This window comes from Psychrobacter sp. DAB_AL43B (assembly GCF_900168255.1).
Classification (GTDB): Bacteria; Pseudomonadota; Gammaproteobacteria; order Pseudomonadales; family Moraxellaceae; genus Psychrobacter.
The window spans coordinates 2,934,260-2,951,232 of record NZ_LT799838.1; the positions used below are offsets into that span (position 1 = coordinate 2,934,260).

Here is a 16,973-nt window from a genome sequence, read left to right on the forward strand (position 1 = left end):
CTTTATCCTGTATTTGGGCATGGAATACGGCTGTAAAAAATAAAAGGGCTAATATAAATAAATGGAAATTACTACTTCTTATAAGCCAGCTTATTTATTATTATCTGACTCAGATTATACTGAGCTTTTATTATCTGGCAAGCGAATACAACAAAACCAGTTTAGCACGCTATATCTATCCTAGAGCGCTAAACTGGTTTAAAATTTTGTATGACAATGCTTTATATTACCAATGATTGGCAACGTTTTATAAGGGGCTGATTTATGAAGCGCTGGCAATGCTGTCTTTAAAGCTATTCAAGATAGGCTCAAGGAGTGCAAATTTGCGCTTATAGCTGACCTGATTGACGATTAGACGGGATGAAACATCACAGATATGGTCGCGTGCTTCAAGCCCATTGGCGCGTAGTGTGTTACCAGTATCGACTACGTCGACAATCAAATCACCCAAACCAACCAACGGTGCAAGCTCCATTGAACCATATAGCTTAATCACATCTACCTGTTGACCTTGGCTGGCAAAATAAGCGCGGGCAACATTGACATATTTAGTGGCAATACGTAGACGACGATTCGGCAGTGGCGCATCCTTCACACCAGCGGTCATCAGTTTGCATTGAGCAATTTTTAAATCTAATAACTCATAAACATGATTGGCACCATGCTCAAGTAGCACGTCTTTACCAGCCACCCCAAAATCAGCAGCACCGTGTTCAACGTACGTCGGCACGTCACTGGCGCGTAAAATCAATACGCGGACATTCGGGTTTGAGGTTGGGAAAATAAGCTTGCGCGACGCTTCAGGGTCTTCGAGAAGCTCAACACCGGCGGCGCGTAGCAAAGGCATCGTCTCTTCGAGAATACGACCCTTTGATAGCGCGAGCGTTAAGCCTGAAAACTCATCATTTACTTCATTTAATAAGCCGTTATTTGCTAGGCTGTTGGTTGCTTCAGTCATAATGACTCGTGTCCGTGTGCAGTTGGTATTCCCATCACAGGGAATTCTTTGATTTTATAATGCCAAGCTTTTAAAGTTGTAACGCCAATATTATCAATAACTGACGTCACAAGGCTAAATAGGATAGGATAAGCCGATCCATACTAATCGTTAGTATTGATACGTTCAATATTCACACCCAAGGCGCGCAGTTTTTCTTCAACATGCTCATAGCCACGATCGATATGATAAATACGGTCGATTAAGCTCTCGCCTTCAGCAGCAGCTGCAGCCATGACCAATGACATCGAAGCGCGCAAATCGGTAGCCATAACCGGCGCTGCTGTAAAGCAATCAACACCTTTAACGACAGCGGTATGACCATCTACTTGGATAGATGCGCCTAAGCGGTTAAGCTCTGGCACATGCATATAGCGATTTTCAAAGATATTTTCGATGAAAGTACTAGTGCCATCAGCTAGGCAAGAAATAGCCATTACCTGCGCTTGCATATCCGTTGGGAAGCCGGGATGTGGCTGAGTACGAATATCAACTGACTTTGGACGCCCTTTCATCTGCGCACGAATCCAATCATCGCCTGTGGTGATGATGGCACCCATATCTTCGAACTTCTCTAACACGGGCGTCAATAATAGTGCAGAAGTATTTTTGGTCAATACATCACCGCGCGTCATCAACGCACCTGCTAAATATGAGCCAGTTTCAATACGATCTGGTACCACTGAATACTCGCAACCATGCAAACGCTCAACGCCTTCGATAGTCATGGTTGCTGTACCAATACCACTGATTTTAGCACCCATCGCAACTAGCATATTGGCCAAGTCAACCACTTCTGGCTCAAGCGCACAGTTACCTAATACGGTAGTCCCTTTGGCTAGGGCTGCTGCCATGATAACGTTTTCAGTACCACCAACAGTTACCATATCAAAAGAGAATTTACAGCCAAGTAGCTTGCCGCCTTTTGGCGCTTGCGCTATCACATAGCCGTTTTCTACCGTAATAGTAGCACCCATCGCTTCAAAGGCTTTGAGATGCTGATCAACAGGACGCGAACCAATCGCACAGCCGCCCGGCAACGACACTTCTGCCTCACCGAAACGCGCCAGCAATGGCCCTAGCACTAAAATTGATGCGCGCATGGTTTTGACCAAATCGTATGGCGCATAAAAATTATCAATATTTTTGGTATTGCACGTGACGGTATCGCCCTGCTTTTGGATATTGATACCCATGCCACCAATCAACTCAATCAAAGTGCGCACATCTTGTAACGATGGCACATTATGCAATGTCGTTGGCGTCTCGGCCAATATCATGGCCGCAAGTAACGGCAACGCGGCATTTTTGGCGCCTGAGATATTGACTTCCCCTGCGATACGACTACTACCAGTGATTAAAAATTGATCCATAAAGGTGACAACCTAGCAATAAGTGTAAAAAATGATGGAAAACCAAATAGTATAAAACTGGCAACAATATTGCTAGTAGTAGAAAATCCGGTCATAGATGAAAAGTCATAGCCTAGCCTTGCGATTGAACTTCCCACTCAACAGGCGTTAACGCTTGAATATTGAGCGCATGAATATCGCCACTCGCAATTTTGTCGTTTACCAAAGCATAAACCGCTTGCTGACGCTGAACGGCACGTTTGCCTTCAAAACTGGCATCAACCACGCGTACATCAAACTTAGTTCCTTGATTGGCAGCTTGAATAAAAGCATCCGGAAAGTGAGTTTGTAAAAATGCGATCAAATCGTCAGCGTTCATGCTCATAGAATATTCTGCCTTAAGGTTTAAAATAGGGTATAGATTTAAAGTGACGACATTATAACAAGAGTTTGACCATCTTACAGTACTGTCTTACGCAACTGAGTCTCAGTATTAATGACAGTATTAGCTAATTATTTAAGAGCTTTGTCCAAATAGCTCACCACTTGCGCGCGTACGTCATTGACCCAACGTAATGGCGGCGCCATCGCCCCAATGCTAGTGGCATGACTGGCACCTGCAATTTCACCCGTTTGAACGGTAACACCCGCGTCTTGTAATGCTTTGGTCATCTTAATAGTATTGGTAGGATACACAACTTTATCTTTTTCGGCAGTCAATAATAGATAAGGTGGTTGCTCGCCTTTGATTTGTCGGTCTGGCATCACTTCATCGGGCGTAGCGTCGGCAGCAAAAGCCGTCACGCTATCAAATTTACGAAAATCATAGCTATAAGGACCAGCAATACCAACCACCGTCTTGATGTCTTTTGGCTTAATACCGTAAGGCTTTAAAAAGTCCTCATTGGCGACGGCAGCAACGGCATTAAACGCGCCAGCAGAATGCCCAACGACTGCTAGGCGTTTTGGGTCAGCATGAAAACGCTCTGCGTTTTTATAGCTCCAAGCAATAGCTTGTGCTGTATCTTCGACATAATCAGGGTACACATGCTCAGGTGCTTTACGATAATTAATCACTGCGGTCACATAACCTGCTTGCGCAAGGCTTTGACCGACAAACGCATATTCTTCTTTAGTGCCGTTCTCCCATGAGCCACCATATACGAACACTACCATAGGATAAGTATCCGTAATTGCCCGCTCACTCTGCATCGCTTTTGCAAGAGGTTTAGGATAATACATATCCAAATCTTGCGACGGCTTGTCGCCATAAAGAATATCTTTACTGACCCCAACACCGCCACTTGAGGTAAGACCATTAACGATAGCAAGCGCCGATAAAGCCTGTGCTTGCTGTGTTGCTAGAGCAATTCCACCGATTGCCAATGCCGCGGTAACCCCTGCGCTGATGATTTTCGGCGTCATTGCTTTGGCTCGCCGTGCATCCTTACTTAAACCCTTCATAGCAGTATCCCTGTTATATATCATTCAGTCAATATCATCCAGCCAGCGATAGTGCCATGACCGTTTGTTATTTTATCTGTGCCATCTCATCTGGATTTTACTGCTCATATATTTTTTACTGTTCATATCTTACGGGCTGACTGCGGATTTATCGTGCTTTTACTGTTATGAATATTTAGGCTTATTGTGAGTAGCATTTTGACGGTTTGAGGCGTCCGAAAGTCGTCATTAAATATTATGATTTCAAAATAAAAAAGCTGCACTTATAACGATATAGTAGATTCACTTTAAAAAAGATACAGTGCTATTGGCTATAAATTTTTTGCAGCCTCTGTCACGCCTGCGAACAGCAAGCAAGAAAAAATTATAGCCAATAGCACGTTATTACAATCGTATCGCTTTTATTTTGAACTGACTATATTAGGCAACCTATTTACTGGTTTTGATACAGGTCAATATACGGACTCGATGAAGGCTCATTGACTGGCGAACCATCTTCTGTGATGATAATCGGAGTGGCATTGATAGCCGTATCTGCTGCTATCGAACTGTTTGCCTCGGGGGCTGCTCTGCTGTTAACAGCTGGCCCTTTGGTAGGATTGGCTAAATTGTTCTCGTACATAATGTCATCGCTACCGAGCTTTACCCCTCTATCGTCGACGACGGTGGTCAGCAGTACCAATTCTGTGATGCCAACTGTATTATTGGCGATATCGATCAAGTGGCTTTGTTGCGTCGGTGTCATACGGCCCATGATATAAACCACGCCATTATTAGTCACTGCTTTTATCTGTGAGGCTTTAACACCATTAGCTGTGGCTGTTTTTGCCATTAGCTTCGATGTGATATAGCCGTCATGGACGGTTTGGCTATAGCCTTTTGAGGCACCGATGGTCAGCTCATTATAAACTTGGCGAACGTCTGGCATAGAGCCAACGACTTTTCCGATTTCGGTCTTGATTGCCTCAGTCGGCACTTCGCCAGTAAGCAATACGGTGCTATTAAAGCTATCAATACTCATGCGACTGGTTTGCTGCAAATTTTCCTGCAAACCATAAACGTTAATCTTGACAGTATGTTCGATACTACGATCGAGCAGACGCTGCGGAATGGTACGCTCAGTCATCGGCACGCCATACGTGCCTTCTGTACTATTGGTCAAATAGTTGGTGGTACAGCCAGTAGTTATAATGCTAGACATTAGCATCACGCCAATCGCGGTACGGCGTGATGAGCCAAAAATAGCAGTGCGCAAATGCATCCGTGTCATGATTTACCTCTTAGAACATGGTTTATAATAATTGAATAGTTGATAGTGTCGATGTAAAAGTAGTGATGTAAATTTGATTCAATTAATGATTTTTAATACCGCTACTTTACTTAATTTTTATGGTAGACAGTTAGTCTTTTGGTAAAGACAGCTTGATGCAATTATTTATTTCGCTATCAAATTAAACAATCTTAAAACAAGCGATCAAAAACCTTTACTACCAAGCTGCCGTTATAAAAGCGCCTTTTAGCCATTCCGGCTGAACATTTTCCGACTGCGTTTTAGGGATGTTATTTATCTGATTGTTATGATTGTTATTGTCGATAGTATTGTAAGCCATCACATCAAACCGGCATTCATAATCGTTATATTTAGGATGTTGTTGCAAAAAATAGCGTGCTGCTTTGATAATTTTACGTTGTTTACTTGCCGTTACGCTGAGCGCAGCATCACCAAAATCTGAACGCTGCCTTTGACGCACTTCAACAAAGACCAGTGTCGACCACGCCTGCCCTTTTTCTAACATGACTAAGTCCAGCTCGCCAACTTTAGGCTGCTGCCAATTTTGCGCAATCAATATCAGCCCTTGCGCCCGTAAAAACTCACAGGCCTGTTGTTCAAAACGGCTACCTTGTCGCTGTTTTGGGGAGGTTAGAGTCAAAGGTTTATCATTCACCATCACGTCTATTGGTCTACTTAACATTTCAGAATTATCATAGCACAACATGCTAAACTAACCACCTTTGCGTGTTTCTGTGCGTGCTTATGATGATTTAATGATTCACTCTTTATATGAGTAATACTTTTTATATAAGTGATGTTTTATCAATCATCGCGCCGTATCCATTTATCTATCCCCTTTTTATCTATCAAATTAATGACCCGAGGTTTTCATGTCTAGCCCTACCGCGATGCCAGCTTGTCTATATATCGTTGCCACGCCGATTGGTAATCTTAGCGACATGACGCCGCATGCGATTGATGTCTTAAAGCAAGTCGCCATCATTGCCTGTGAGGATACGCGCACCTCAGGTAAGCTATTGTCACATTTTGGCATTGATACCAAAGGCGGTAAAGCTGACGATACAAAAGATGCCGCGGCTCATAACACTGAAATCAATACCGAAGATGGTGTTGCAAATGATGCTGATACCACATCAAAGCAAAAAGGACATAATAAGCTTTGGGCTTATCATGAGCACAATAGCGCCATTCAAACGCCTAAAATTATTGAGATGATTGAGCAAGGTCATTCGGTTGCTTTGATTAGTGATGCCGGTACGCCACTGATCAGTGACCCCGGTTATCAATTGGTACAAGCCGCCCATTCTGCAGGCGTTCGAGTATCACCTATTATTGGCGCCTCCGCTGCTATTGCTGCGTTATCGGTTGCAGGGCTGCCCTCAGATCGCTTTAGCTTCATTGGATTCTTACCAGCAAAAACGCATGGTCGCCAAAAACAACTCTCTACCCTAAATACGCGTACTGAAACTTTGATATTTTATGAAGCGCCGCATCGTATTATTGCCAGCTTAGAAGATATGGCCGCCATATTTGGCGCAGAGCGCGAAGTGACGTTTTGCCGTGAATTGACCAAAACCTTTGAGACGGTACGTAAAAGCACGCTTGGCGCTTTGGTTGAGTTTGTCAAAGCAGATGACAATCAGCAGCGCGGTGAGATCGTTGTGGTGGTCGCTGGGGTCAAGGTGGCACAAGATGATGACGATATCAGCATTCATGATAAATTATTACAACGCCTGCTAGAAGATTTATCCGTTAAAAAAGCGGCTGCCTTAGGCGCTGATATCACTGGGGTAAAAAAGAACGCCTTATATCAGCGCTTACTTGAGCTACAAGCCGAATAATTTTTAGATAAAAAAAACAGACACATTTATAAATTTATTAAGGAGACATAAGCAATGTACGACGTAATGGCGATAGGCAATGCCTTGGTTGACCACGAGTATGTGTTATCAGATGCAGCATTAGAAGAAACTGATCTGACCAAAGGTAATATGACGCTGGCAGGCATTGAAGAGCAACAGCAATTATTGGCTTATTTTAAACTCGCAGAAATCAAACCGTCAAAACACGCCGGTGGTGGCTCAGCGGCCAATGCGATGTACGCTTTTGCAAGTTTAGGCGGCAAACCTTTTTATGCCTGCCGCGTTGGCGATGATAAGCAAGGTGAGTTTTACCTAAAAGACTTGCATGAGGCAGGCGTAGCCACCTCTCCACAATCTATCCATGCAGGTGGTGTGACCGGCTCATGTGTGGTTGCAGTCACTGAAGATGGCGAACGCACCATGCAGACATTCCTTGGCACATCAAGTGATATTACCGCTGATAATGTCGATTTTGAAGCGCTAACACAGGCTGATTGGCTATATTTAGAAGGCTACTTAGCCATGTCTGAAGGTATCCAACCAGCGATGAACCAATTGCGTCAACAAGCAGGAATTCATGGTGCTAAGATTGCGGTGAGCTTTGCCGACCCAGCGGTGGTGAAGTTTGCTAAAGACGGTCTACTTAATATGCTCGGCAATAAAGTCGCGGTGATATTTTGTAATAGTGAAGAAGCAAAATTATTCACCGATAAAAAGCAGCATAAATCTGCTGCGCGTGCCTTACTTGAGCATTGCCAAACTGCGGTTGTCACTGATGGTTCAAATGGTGCCGTGATCGCTCATAAACCAAATGACGAGTCAGAGGTTGAGATTTACGACGTTCCTACGCCAGTAGTGACCAATGTCATTGATACCAATGGTGCTGGCGATAACTACTCTGGGGCGTTTTTATACGCATTATCGCAGCACTATAGTTTGTCAGAATGTGGTCGTCTTGCCAGCGAAGTCGCCGCACAAGTCATTCAACAGTTCGGTCCACGTTTAGAGTCGCAAAACTACCAAGAAATTGCAAAACGTGTATTGTCTGCTTAAGCAATCAGGCCCAACATTTAACAGTATTTAGCAACTATTTAGATAGTTTAACGAATAAAAAAAGCCCATATCAAATCGATATGGGCTTTTTCATTTATAAACGCTTATGCACTTAACGAAGCAAAAATCTGCAAACTAAGCAGAAGCCAATGCTTGCTCTAAATCTGCTTTGATATCTTCGATGTGTTCAATACCAATCGACAAACGAACCATATCGGTACTTACGCCTGCGTTTTCAAGCTCTTGCTCACTGAGCTGACGGTGTGTCGTCGTCGCTGGATGGCACGCTAACGATTTGGCATCACCAATATTGACCAAGCGCGTAATCAGCTGTAAGGCATCGATAAAGCGCGCACCTGCTTCGAGTCCACCTTTTACCCCAAAGGTCAAAATAGCAGATGGCGTACCCTTCATGTATTTTTTGGCAAGCTCATGATCAGGATGATCTGGCAAACCGGCATATTTTACCCACGCTACTTTGTCATGATCACGCAGATACTCAGCAACGGCCTGCGCGTTTTGTACATGACGCTCCATGCGTAAGCTTAAAGTTTCCATACCCTGCATAATACCAAAGGCATTGAGCGGGCTAAGTGCCGCGCCGGTATTACGTAGCGGCGCAACACGTGCACGAGCAATGAATGCAGCAGCGCCAACGTCCTTAACAAAGTTTACGCCATGATAACTGGCATCAGGCGTATTAAGTAGCGGGAAGCGCTCAGGATAATCGCCCCAAGGGAATGTACCGCTATCGACAATAGCGCCACCAATCGAGGTACCTGTACCGCTCATATATTTGGTCAATGAATGAATGACGATATCAGCACCAAACTCAAACGGACGACATAGCGCAGGCGTCGCAACCGTACTATCAATCACTACCGGTACGCCGTACTCGTGAGCGATATCACTAAGCACTTGGATATCCACAATATTACCCAGTGGGTTGCCAATACTTTCAGCAAAGACCATCTTAGTTTTATCATCGATTAAATCACGAATCGCTTCAGGATTTTTGTAGTCAAAAAAGCGTACTTCGATACCTTGACGCGACAGTGCATGGGCAAATAAATTATAAGTGCCGCCATACAAAGTCGATACCGCAACGATATTATCACCGGCTTCACAGATAGTTTGAATGGCATAAGTAATAGCAGCCATCCCTGACGCAACCGCAAGCGCACCAATACCGCCCTCGAGCGCGGCAACACGTTCTTCTAATACCGTATTGGTCGGGTTCATGATACGGGTATAAATATTGCCTGCAACCTTTAGGTCAAATAAATCTGCACCGTGCTGCGTATTATCAAACGCATACGAGCTGGTATGATAAATAGGCACGGCAACCGCTTTAGTCGTCGGTTCAACGCTATATCCGGCATGAATAGCCAGCGTTTCAAGACGTTGCTGGTGTTGTGGTTGGCTAACTGATTGTTCGTCACTCATCATGTGCTCCTAAATATAAGTTAAAAAGTTATTTATCAACAATATCGCTTATCTACAATATCGCTTATCAACAACATTACTAGCAAAATATTGCTATAAGCTGCTATAAAAAGTGCACTTTTAGCGTCGCTACAAAAACTGATACATAAAAAAAGCTGAGTTAATCATAACTCAGCTTCTATATGAATAAAACAGCAAATTTATCATCGCTTAATGACTAATATTCATAAGCAACCAAACTAATGAGACAGTTAAGAGCCATCTGCATTTTTTATTTAGCGGTTATTTAGCGGTTATTTAGCGGTTATTTAACTGTTATTTATAATAAGCATTTTCAGTACGAGTATGGTCAGTCTCATCAATTACTTGAGTCAGCTCTGGTATTTGCTGTTTCAACTGTACTTCGACACCTTGGCGCAACGTCATATCAACCGCCGAACAGCCTTGGCAACCACCACCGAATTTCAATACAGCGGTCAGACCAATACCTTCTTCTTCAATCAATTCAAGCAATTGCACGTCGCCACCATGCGCGGCTAAGCTTGGATTAATCTCAGACTGCAATACATAGTTGATGCGTTCTTCAACACTGGCATCCGAACCCACTTTTGGCACTTTAGAGTTTGGCGCACGGAAGGTCAGCTGACCACCAAAACGGTCTTTATTATAATCAATGACGGCATCCTCTAGATAAGGCACTGACGCCGCTTCAATAAAAGCAGAAAAATTATCGTAGCTAAATTTTAAATCAGCACTGTCTTCTTCGCCCGGCTGATTATAAGCCATACAACACTCAGCACGCGGTGTCCCTGGATGCTCAACAAAGATACGTACACCGATACCATCGGTATCTTGCTTAGATAGTAAATCCGCCAAATAACCTTGGGCGGCCTCAGTGATGGTGATGTTACTTTTGGTCTCAGCTTGCTCAGTATCTAACGCTGACTCGTAATCGGCAGCAGGGTCTACTTGAGTATCAGTTGAATTGTGTTCACTCATAATGCTTCCTATGTGTTATGACACAAGCGTTATATTGGTCACGTCTACTGTGTCGTCAAATGTAATGTGAGGTGGAGTTATATGGAGTCGTCCATCATTTTGGCTTATCATTTTATTTGTCTGACGGTGATGGTTGTCTATTGATACTACTCATTATAGCGCACTTGGTCGACTATTCCGACTGTGCCAGTGTGAATTAGCACTGACTCCGACAAATACTGGTTATTGACTTCTCTAATGACTGCTCTGCTACCTAACATAAAGACATTGAGACCAAGGTAATAGTAGCTTTTAGATAGTAGCTTTTAGATAGTAACTTTTAAATAACGCCCTTTAAATAGTGCGTTTGAAATACTGCCTTTGAACGGTTAAAACTGCTATCGAAAAGTATTGAAGAAACATAAAAAAATGTCAGAAAATAAGCCTCTATATCTTTTTGCTCTTCATTCTATATAAAGACCCAAAACATACTTATCAAGTTTATAAAAAATATCTTTTATAAATGCCTTTTGTCCCTACTCGTTTGGCGTGTCAGATGCTTTAGCTTCGAAAATAGCACCGCGATGAACGCATCAGTTCAGTCTTCAGTTAAGTAAATTCAGTCATTAGCTTGATTTAATATATAATTTTATATATTATAATTAAATATAACAATTTGAAAACTGTCAAACTTATATCTATTAGTGTACTAATTAATCTTGCTTAACAAGGAGCATCCCATGAGCAAATCATTTAAAGACATCACTAAACACGTTTCAACCAACTTAGCAAAACTACATAAGCATATCCCTGAAACCACTAAAGCGTTCTCGCAACTTGGTGCAGCGGCAACGGCTGATGGCGTTCTGGACAAAAAAACCAAAGAGCTTATTGCCTTAGCATTGGCAGTTGGCGCGCGCTGTGATGCCTGTATCGGTTTCCATACTAAAGCCTTAGTACAGCTTGGCGCATCTGAAGAGGAGGTCGCTGAAACATTGGGCATGTGTATCTATATGGGTGGTGGTCCTTCAATGATGTATGCCGCTGAAGCTGTCGCGTCATTCAATGAGTTTAGTAAAGAAAGCTAGTTTTTGGTTCGATAGATATCAAAAAACTGCCCATGGTTGAATGACTATTGGCAGTTTTTTTATGCTTGTGATTAGGATACTTATGATAAAGCTCACATGGGAAATAAATAAGTTATGCTATAACCTACTGAACACTTACAGCATCTTCTCATGAGAATGCGCTGACTTTAAAGAGATTCCTTTATGATGACAGAAAATCTAAAATTAGTGACCACTAAGGATCATGTGCAAATCGCTATTTGGGAGATTTTCGATAGCGAAAAATACCATGATTTATCTAACCTTTCTGCTCATAAAGCACAAAACATATTTTTAACACATGGTACATTTTCAGATAAAAAAACCTGCCTAAGAATCGCTGAATACTTGGCAACACTTGGACATCATTGTTACATTATGGAATGGCGCGGTCATGGCGCGAGCGAAATACCAAAAGATAAGTTTAATTTTGAGACCATCGCGACTTATGATTTCGACGCCACCTTTCGTTATTTGTTTGATGATTTAAAACTGGATAACTTGCACTGCGTCACCCATAGCGGCGGCGGCATTGGATTGACCATGTTTCTGATCCAAAATCCACTTTATATCGATAAAATAAATAGCATCAGCATGTTTGCCTGCCAAGCCTATGGCGCTGCACTGAACCCTATCAGCTACGCTAGAATCCTCACAGCCAAAATTTTTACCCGACTATTTGGCTACATCCCTGCCAAAAAGCTCAATATGGGACCAATTAACGAAAGCTACTATGCGATGAAGCAATGGTATGACTGGAATTTGAAGCAAAATTTTAACAGTAGCTTTATCACGCAAAATGACCTGAATGAAGGCAACAATAAAGGCAATAATGAAAGCCACTGTAAAAGTGGCAATAATAAAAATATCACTCATAAAAGTACAGCCCAAAAAGTAATGGCTAATACTGAGCCTTTTGATTACCGACAGCATATGCCAAAGATTACTACCCCTATTTATGCAATCAGCGCTAAAGGAGACAAGCTCATTTCCCCCACGCGTGGTTGTCAGTTGCTTTTCAATGACTTCAACAACCCTGCTAATGTCTTTCGTGAATATTCGCTTAGCAATGGCGATTTGGATGATTATACTCATAGCCGTATCATGACCAGCCGTAACGCTGCCAAAGAGATTTGGCCAACGGTTGCCGCTTGGATTGACAAGCACAGCCGCTAACATTAGCTTCTTTCTATCAAGCTCAAAGATTCAGTGACAATTAAACCTTATAAAACATCTTTGTACTTGTCAGCAAGTTAGCTGCTGTGTCAGTATTAGCGCCATTGCACAATTTTGAATAAATAAATAATTGATAGTAATTGATCAATGTATCGCACGGAGTTGGCGTTTATGAGTAGATTATCGGAATATGACCTAATAGAAAATCCAGAAGAAAGCCAAGCAGAAAGCGCCATTGGTTTAGATGAAACAGACGCCAAACATTATCGCTATTTGGTATTTATTGGTCGTTTTCAGCCGTTCCATAGCGGCCATAAAGCCGTTATTGACGAGGCGTTAAAGCGCGCAGATGATGTGATCATACTTATCGGCTCAGCTAATCTACCACGCAGCTTACGCAATCCGTTTTCAGTTGCTGAGCGCACAGCAATGATTAAAGGCGCTTATTCTAAAGATGAGGCCGCACGTATTCACTGCGTGGCGCTCGATGATGCGCTATATAATGACACGCGCTGGCTAAAATACGTACAGGCTGGAGTAAGATCGGTCACCGGTGACTTGCAAAGCCATATCGGTTTGATCGGGCATTCTAAAGATAACTCCTCCTATTACTTATCACTATTCCCTCACTGGGCATCCATTTCTGTTCCTAGTTATCATAATCTATCAGCAACGCCTATTCGTGAAAGCTATCTGATGGGCGCAACACCTACTCCTGAGCGCACCCCAGAATCGACTCGAAAAATATTAAACGATTTCAAAAAAACAGCCGAATATCAGCAGCTTCATGAAGAAGCAGGCTTTATTGATAAGTATAAAAAACAATGGGAATCTGCCCCTTATCCACCGACATTCATGACTGCCGACGCCTTGGTAGTGCAGTCCGGACACATTCTTTTGGTAGAGCGGCGCAGTATGCCGGGGCGCGGTCTTTGGGCATTGCCGGGTGGCTTTCTTAACCCAAAAGAGACCCTATTTGATGCCTGTATCCGTGAGCTACGCGAGGAGACCCGCCTAAAAGTTCCTGAACCCGTATTGCGTGGCTCGCGCCACAGTCAACATACCTTTGACGATCCCTATCGCTCAGCGCGTGGTCGCACCATCACGCAAGCGTTTTATTTTCAGCTTAAAAATGATCCAAAAGGCTTACCAAAAGTTAAGGGTGGTGACGATGCCGCACAAGCTTTTTGGTTGCCGCTTGCTGAGCTTGATTCTAAGATGATGTTCGAAGATCACTATGCGATTATTATGAAGATGGTTGGACTGTAAGGTATTGCACAACTCAATTTTTAATCGTTAGTTTTCATTGAAAATTATTGATCTAACTTTATCAATTTTTCCGCCCGAGCCGATAGACGGCAGAGGCTAATCGCCGCAGCCATTGCGGTATCTCAAAGCAGAGGAGTTCTGTGATGTATACTAGTAATCTTAATAATTTAATTCTCAATAGCGACAGCTATAAAACCTCACACTGGGTACAATATCCAGCTGGCAGCGAATATATGTCTAGCTATGTCGAAGCGCGACATGGCGACTATGACGTGGTATTTTTTGGCTTACAAGCCTTTATCAAAGAATACCTTAGCACCCCAATTACCCATCAAGATATCGATGAAGCCGAAATGGTCATTCAAGCGCATGGTTTGACCTTTAATCGTGCTGGCTGGGAACGTTTGGTCGATAAACACGGTGGTTATTTGCCATTACGTATCGAAGCCATACCTGAAGGCAGCATCGTGCCGGTGTCCAACGTGGTCTGCCAAATCATTAATACCGATCCTGAGTTTTACTGGCTACCAAGCTATATCGAAACGGCGCTATTACGGGCGATTTGGTATCCATCAACGGTCGCTAGTGTCTCGCATTACTGCAAAGGCATCATTCGTCAAGCGCTGGAAAAATCAGCGGACAATACTGAATCGCTTATTTTCCGTTTACATGATTTCGGCTCACGCGGTGCGTCTAGTCAAGAGTCAGTCGCACTGGGCAGCTTGGCACATTTGGTCAATTTTGCAGGTACCGATTCGATGACTGCTTTGGTTGCTGCCAGCCGTTGGTACGGTATGGGCAATGATATGCCTGCATTCTCTATTCCAGCTGCTGAACACAGTACGATGACTGCATGGGGACGTGATGGTGAGACCGCTGCCTTTGCCAATATGATTGAGCAATTTAGCGGTGTAGGTAAAAGTTTTTCTGTGGTTTCTGATAGCTACGACTTATGGAATGCCATTGATAATATTTGGGGTGGGAGCTTAAAAGAAGATGTGAAAAACATGGGCGGCACTTTGGTTATCAGACCAGACAGTGGTGATCCTGCTAAAGTGGTTCGCGAAGCCTTAGAGCGTTTGGCGGTGAAATTTGGCACGACTATTAATAGTAAAGGCTACAAAGTACTGCCTGACTACGTACGCGTTATCCAAGGCGATGGTATCAGTCCGCAAAGCTTAAGTAAGATTATTGAGGTAGTAATGAAGGCAGGCTTTAGCACCGACAATGTTACCTTTGGTATGGGTGGCGGGCTACTGCAACAAGTCAACCGCGATACGATGAGCTGGGCGATGAAGGCCAGTGCCGTCTCTATCGATGGTATATGGAAAGATATTTATAAAGACCCCGTAACCAGCCGCTCAAAACGCTCAAAAAAAGGGCGCTTAGCCTTGGTTAAAGATAGTAACGGACAGCTAAAAACCATTAAAACTGAGGATTTAGCCACTGATGTAGACAACCTATTACGTGATGTTTATATCGATGGCGAATTATTGGTTGAAGACAATTTAACCACTATTCGGGAGCGTGCAGGATGGTAGCGACTAAAAAAATACAGAATAAAATAACCTCTGTTGCAAAAGATGTGCTACTTGCGCCTGTGTATCTTTATCAAGGTCGCAAAATCAAGCGTGATACTGTTCGCCTCCTTGAGCCAAATGGTGAAAGGCACGGACATATTCAACTAAACAAGTCTATTGATACATCAAAAGACGACAGCAAACAAACCTTAAACCTAATGATCGTTGGTGATTCGGCGGCGGCTGGTGTTGGCAGTGAGACGCAGCAAGAGGCGCTCGCTGGCAAGCTGATGCCAATCTTGGAGCAGCAGCCCGCTATTCATACCCAGTTTGATGCGCTGAACTGGTCTTTGCAAGCGACTACCGGACATACCAGCTTTGATATCTTGCGTAGGCTTTATGTCCTCCCCGCTCCTAGCCAGCCTATTGATGTGATGGTGCTGAGTGTCGGTGTCAATGATACAACGACGAGTGTTTCTGTGGATAAATGGCAACAGCAAATCGAAGACATTATTGCTATCGCTCAGCGTAAATTTGGCGTGCGAGAATTGATTTTTTTAAGTTTACCACCGATGGCTCAAATGCCTGCAATACCTGCCCCACTCAGTAACTTTGTGGGTGCTAAAGCGGCAATCCTTGATGAGATGTTACAGCAAGTCTGTGCTGCTCATGACCGTGTCACTTACATGGCGACTGACTTTAAGAGAATGATAGCAGAGCACTCTAATGGCACGCCAATCGATATCGCAGTGATGTTCGCCAGTGACGGTTTTCATCCAAGTAGCCTGATGTATGGCTATTGGGCACAGCAGTTAGCAGAGCTGATTACACAGTTGCTGAACCCTTCCAGCGCTGAGTTTAATGGCTGAAAACCATCTAAAACCTATCTCAAAAAACCAAAAAAACCGCTGAGTTATCAGCGGTTTTTTTATATTCTTGATACTATAACAGTGCATGCTTGAGGCAATATATCCTCAAAATAATGTCACGCAATATGTATGACTTATTCTGCAGCGTCAGTATCAGCAGCTTTCTTACGGCCACCGAAAGCACCGAAACGTTTGTTAAAGCTAGCAACACGGCCTTCAGTAGAAGTCTTACGTTGCTCGCCCGTATAGAACGGATGCGACGCACTTGAAATATCAAGTGGGTAATACGGATATTCTGACCCTTCGTATTCACGAGTGGTTTTGGTTTTAACGGTTGAACGAGTCAAGAAAAACACGTCAGCGTTAGTATCATGGAACAAAACTTCTTGGTAATTAGGATGGATATCTTTACGCATAATAATCTCTCTATGTCCGATGTATACACAAGTAGATTGACGACATATCAGAATAATCGTCAGACTGGGCATACGTAACTGAGGCACTAAGGACATCTATCAGTCTGGCAACTGCATCACTGGCTTATTCCAGCACCCAATACCACACTTCCGCTCTCTTAGCCTTTCCCC

The 16,973-nt window shown here is 43.3% G+C and carries 16 protein-coding genes; 7 read left to right on the plus strand and 9 right to left on the minus strand.

Annotated elements, in window-relative coordinates; translation table 11 throughout:
- Nucleotides 1–262: 262 nt before the first annotated feature.
- From hisG to DABAL43B_RS12500, 6 genes are all read right to left on the minus strand, one after another.
- On the minus strand, nt 263–958 hold the full coding sequence (hisG, locus tag DABAL43B_RS12475) for an ATP phosphoribosyltransferase (protein ID WP_079692693.1): 696 nt from the start codon (nt 956–958) through the stop codon (nt 263–265).
- A gap of 143 nt (nt 959–1,101) precedes the next feature.
- On the minus strand, nt 1,102–2,370 hold the full coding sequence (murA, locus tag DABAL43B_RS12480) for a UDP-N-acetylglucosamine 1-carboxyvinyltransferase (RefSeq protein WP_079692694.1): 1,269 nt from the start codon (nt 2,368–2,370) through the stop codon (nt 1,102–1,104).
- Nucleotides 2,371–2,482: 112 nt separating this feature from the next.
- The gene (locus DABAL43B_RS12485; RefSeq protein ID WP_079692695.1) at nt 2,483–2,734 is read right to left on the minus strand and encodes a BolA family protein; all 252 of its coding nucleotides are present in this window, start codon (nt 2,732–2,734) and stop codon (nt 2,483–2,485) included.
- Between the two features lie 128 nt (nt 2,735–2,862).
- On the minus strand, nt 2,863–3,813 hold the full coding sequence (locus tag DABAL43B_RS12490) for an alpha/beta hydrolase (RefSeq protein ID WP_079692696.1): 951 nt from the start codon (nt 3,811–3,813) through the stop codon (nt 2,863–2,865).
- A gap of 433 nt (nt 3,814–4,246) precedes the next feature.
- On the minus strand, nt 4,247–5,083 hold the full coding sequence (locus DABAL43B_RS12495) for a BON domain-containing protein (protein ID WP_079692697.1): 837 nt from the start codon (nt 5,081–5,083) through the stop codon (nt 4,247–4,249).
- A gap of 217 nt (nt 5,084–5,300) precedes the next feature.
- Nucleotides 5,301–5,810, minus strand: coding sequence for a YraN family protein (locus DABAL43B_RS12500; protein ID WP_079692698.1), 510 nt, complete (start codon nt 5,808–5,810; stop codon nt 5,301–5,303).
- A gap of 166 nt (nt 5,811–5,976) precedes the next feature.
- On the opposite strand from DABAL43B_RS12500, the gene rsmI reads away from it, so the two are divergent.
- Both rsmI and DABAL43B_RS12510 read left to right on the plus strand, forming a co-directional pair.
- Nucleotides 5,977–6,948, plus strand: a complete 972-nt coding sequence (gene rsmI, locus DABAL43B_RS12505; RefSeq protein ID WP_079692699.1) for a 16S rRNA (cytidine(1402)-2'-O)-methyltransferase — start codon at nt 5,977–5,979, stop codon at nt 6,946–6,948.
- A 54-nt stretch (nt 6,949–7,002) separates the two neighbouring features.
- Complete coding sequence (locus DABAL43B_RS12510; protein WP_079692700.1) at nt 7,003–8,022, plus strand: adenosine kinase; 1,020 nt, start codon at nt 7,003–7,005, stop codon at nt 8,020–8,022.
- Nucleotides 8,023–8,157: 135 nt separating this feature from the next.
- On the opposite strand, the gene DABAL43B_RS12515 is transcribed toward DABAL43B_RS12510, so the two are convergent.
- On the minus strand, nt 8,158–9,468 hold the full coding sequence (locus DABAL43B_RS12515) for an O-acetylhomoserine aminocarboxypropyltransferase/cysteine synthase family protein (RefSeq protein WP_079692701.1): 1,311 nt from the start codon (nt 9,466–9,468) through the stop codon (nt 8,158–8,160).
- Nucleotides 9,469–9,783: 315 nt separating this feature from the next.
- Nucleotides 9,784–10,467 (minus strand): Fe-S biogenesis protein NfuA, encoded by a 684-nt coding sequence (gene nfuA, locus DABAL43B_RS12520; RefSeq protein WP_079692702.1) that lies wholly within the window; start codon nt 10,465–10,467, stop codon nt 9,784–9,786.
- Nucleotides 10,468–11,186: 719 nt separating this feature from the next.
- Between nfuA and DABAL43B_RS12525 the strand changes: the two genes are divergently transcribed.
- From DABAL43B_RS12525 to DABAL43B_RS12545, 5 genes are all read left to right on the plus strand, one after another.
- Nucleotides 11,187–11,534, plus strand: coding sequence for a carboxymuconolactone decarboxylase family protein (locus DABAL43B_RS12525; protein WP_079692703.1), 348 nt, complete (start codon nt 11,187–11,189; stop codon nt 11,532–11,534).
- Nucleotides 11,535–11,717: 183 nt separating this feature from the next.
- On the plus strand, nt 11,718–12,728 hold the full coding sequence (locus DABAL43B_RS12530; protein WP_079692704.1) for an alpha/beta fold hydrolase: 1,011 nt from the start codon (nt 11,718–11,720) through the stop codon (nt 12,726–12,728).
- Between the two features lie 171 nt (nt 12,729–12,899).
- Entirely contained in the window at nt 12,900–13,997 is a 1,098-nt protein-coding gene (locus DABAL43B_RS12535) for a bifunctional nicotinamide-nucleotide adenylyltransferase/Nudix hydroxylase (RefSeq protein WP_079693123.1), read from the plus strand.
- 143 nt (nt 13,998–14,140) lie between these two features.
- Nucleotides 14,141–15,538 (plus strand): nicotinate phosphoribosyltransferase, encoded by a 1,398-nt coding sequence (locus DABAL43B_RS12540; RefSeq protein ID WP_079692705.1) that lies wholly within the window; start codon nt 14,141–14,143, stop codon nt 15,536–15,538.
- Complete coding sequence (locus tag DABAL43B_RS12545; RefSeq protein ID WP_079692706.1) at nt 15,532–16,386, plus strand: SGNH/GDSL hydrolase family protein; 855 nt, start codon at nt 15,532–15,534, stop codon at nt 16,384–16,386. The genes DABAL43B_RS12540 and DABAL43B_RS12545 overlap by 7 nt, the downstream gene beginning before the upstream one ends.
- A gap of 134 nt (nt 16,387–16,520) precedes the next feature.
- Here DABAL43B_RS12545 and DABAL43B_RS12550 read toward each other — a convergent pair whose 3' ends face one another.
- On the minus strand, nt 16,521–16,802 hold the full coding sequence (locus tag DABAL43B_RS12550; RefSeq protein ID WP_011281173.1) for a type B 50S ribosomal protein L31: 282 nt from the start codon (nt 16,800–16,802) through the stop codon (nt 16,521–16,523).
- Nucleotides 16,803–16,973: the final 171 nt, after the last annotated feature.

What these genes read in the sequence shown, in the direction of transcription:
- hisG (WP_079692693.1), bottom strand. Translation starts at nt 958, where the DNA reads ATGACTGAAGCAACCAACAGCCTAGCAAATAACGGCTTATTAAATGAA.
- murA (WP_079692694.1), bottom strand. Translation starts at nt 2,370, where the DNA reads ATGGATCAATTTTTAATCACTGGTAGTAGTCGTATCGCAGGGGAAGTC.
- DABAL43B_RS12485 (WP_079692695.1), bottom strand. Translation starts at nt 2,734, where the DNA reads ATGAGCATGAACGCTGACGATTTGATCGCATTTTTACAAACTCACTTT.
- DABAL43B_RS12490 (WP_079692696.1), bottom strand. Translation starts at nt 3,813, where the DNA reads ATGAAGGGTTTAAGTAAGGATGCACGGCGAGCCAAAGCAATGACGCCG.
- DABAL43B_RS12495 (WP_079692697.1), bottom strand. Translation starts at nt 5,083, where the DNA reads ATGACACGGATGCATTTGCGCACTGCTATTTTTGGCTCATCACGCCGT.
- DABAL43B_RS12500 (WP_079692698.1), bottom strand. Translation starts at nt 5,810, where the DNA reads ATGTTGTGCTATGATAATTCTGAAATGTTAAGTAGACCAATAGACGTG.
- rsmI (WP_079692699.1), top strand. Translation starts at nt 5,977, where the DNA reads ATGTCTAGCCCTACCGCGATGCCAGCTTGTCTATATATCGTTGCCACG.
- DABAL43B_RS12510 (WP_079692700.1), top strand. Translation starts at nt 7,003, where the DNA reads ATGTACGACGTAATGGCGATAGGCAATGCCTTGGTTGACCACGAGTAT.
- DABAL43B_RS12515 (WP_079692701.1), bottom strand. Translation starts at nt 9,468, where the DNA reads ATGAGTGACGAACAATCAGTTAGCCAACCACAACACCAGCAACGTCTT.
- nfuA (WP_079692702.1), bottom strand. Translation starts at nt 10,467, where the DNA reads ATGAGTGAACACAATTCAACTGATACTCAAGTAGACCCTGCTGCCGAT.
- DABAL43B_RS12525 (WP_079692703.1), top strand. Translation starts at nt 11,187, where the DNA reads ATGAGCAAATCATTTAAAGACATCACTAAACACGTTTCAACCAACTTA.
- DABAL43B_RS12530 (WP_079692704.1), top strand. Translation starts at nt 11,718, where the DNA reads ATGATGACAGAAAATCTAAAATTAGTGACCACTAAGGATCATGTGCAA.
- DABAL43B_RS12535 (WP_079693123.1), top strand. Translation starts at nt 12,900, where the DNA reads ATGAGTAGATTATCGGAATATGACCTAATAGAAAATCCAGAAGAAAGC.
- DABAL43B_RS12540 (WP_079692705.1), top strand. Translation starts at nt 14,141, where the DNA reads ATGTATACTAGTAATCTTAATAATTTAATTCTCAATAGCGACAGCTAT.
- DABAL43B_RS12545 (WP_079692706.1), top strand. Translation starts at nt 15,532, where the DNA reads ATGGTAGCGACTAAAAAAATACAGAATAAAATAACCTCTGTTGCAAAA.
- DABAL43B_RS12550 (WP_011281173.1), bottom strand. Translation starts at nt 16,802, where the DNA reads ATGCGTAAAGATATCCATCCTAATTACCAAGAAGTTTTGTTCCATGAT.